The organism is Chryseobacterium phosphatilyticum (assembly GCF_002899825.2).
GTDB classification, from domain to species: domain Bacteria; phylum Bacteroidota; class Bacteroidia; order Flavobacteriales; family Weeksellaceae; genus Chryseobacterium; species Chryseobacterium phosphatilyticum.
In genome coordinates this window covers 1-471 of the sequence record NZ_PPED02000078.1, presented here as the reverse complement: position 1 = coordinate 471, position 471 = coordinate 1, and the positions used below count along the sequence as shown (strand labels likewise).

The 471-nt window shown below is 42.5% G+C and carries 1 pseudogene; it reads left to right on the top strand.

The window, feature by feature from the left end:
* Nucleotides 1-471 (top strand): annotated as a pseudogene (locus C1631_RS23520) (T9SS type A sorting domain-containing protein); the annotation flags it as partial.

Sequence of the window (471 nt, the reverse complement as noted above, 5' to 3'; positions counted from 1 at the left end):
TTTGTCATTGGTGGTGAATCCAGATCGGAAAGATCAGGAAACAAATCCGTAGGCATCGAAGAAGGAACTGATCTATGGTTGATTGCCCTAAACGAAAGAGGGGATGAACAATGGCAAAAATCCTACAATTTCAAAAACAGAGACATCCTGATGGGGATGAATGTGATACAGAACCAAGATTCAGGAGCCAGGAATCAAGATGCCACAAAAGGAATTTTGCTGGGTGGTTACACGCAAGCTGAGGGAAGGGTTGAAAAAGATGATGAGACCTTCTGGATGCTCTATCTGGACGGAAACGGCAATGAACAGTGGCGAAAACATGTAAGTGGAGAATCCAGACAAAAAGAAGAGAGACTTTCAGATATTAAACTGAACAGAGACGGCTCTATTATCCTTGCCGGAACCAGCGCTACAGAATTAGGAAAAGAAAACTGGAAGATTATAAAGCTAGGCGATAAACAGGTAGATCAA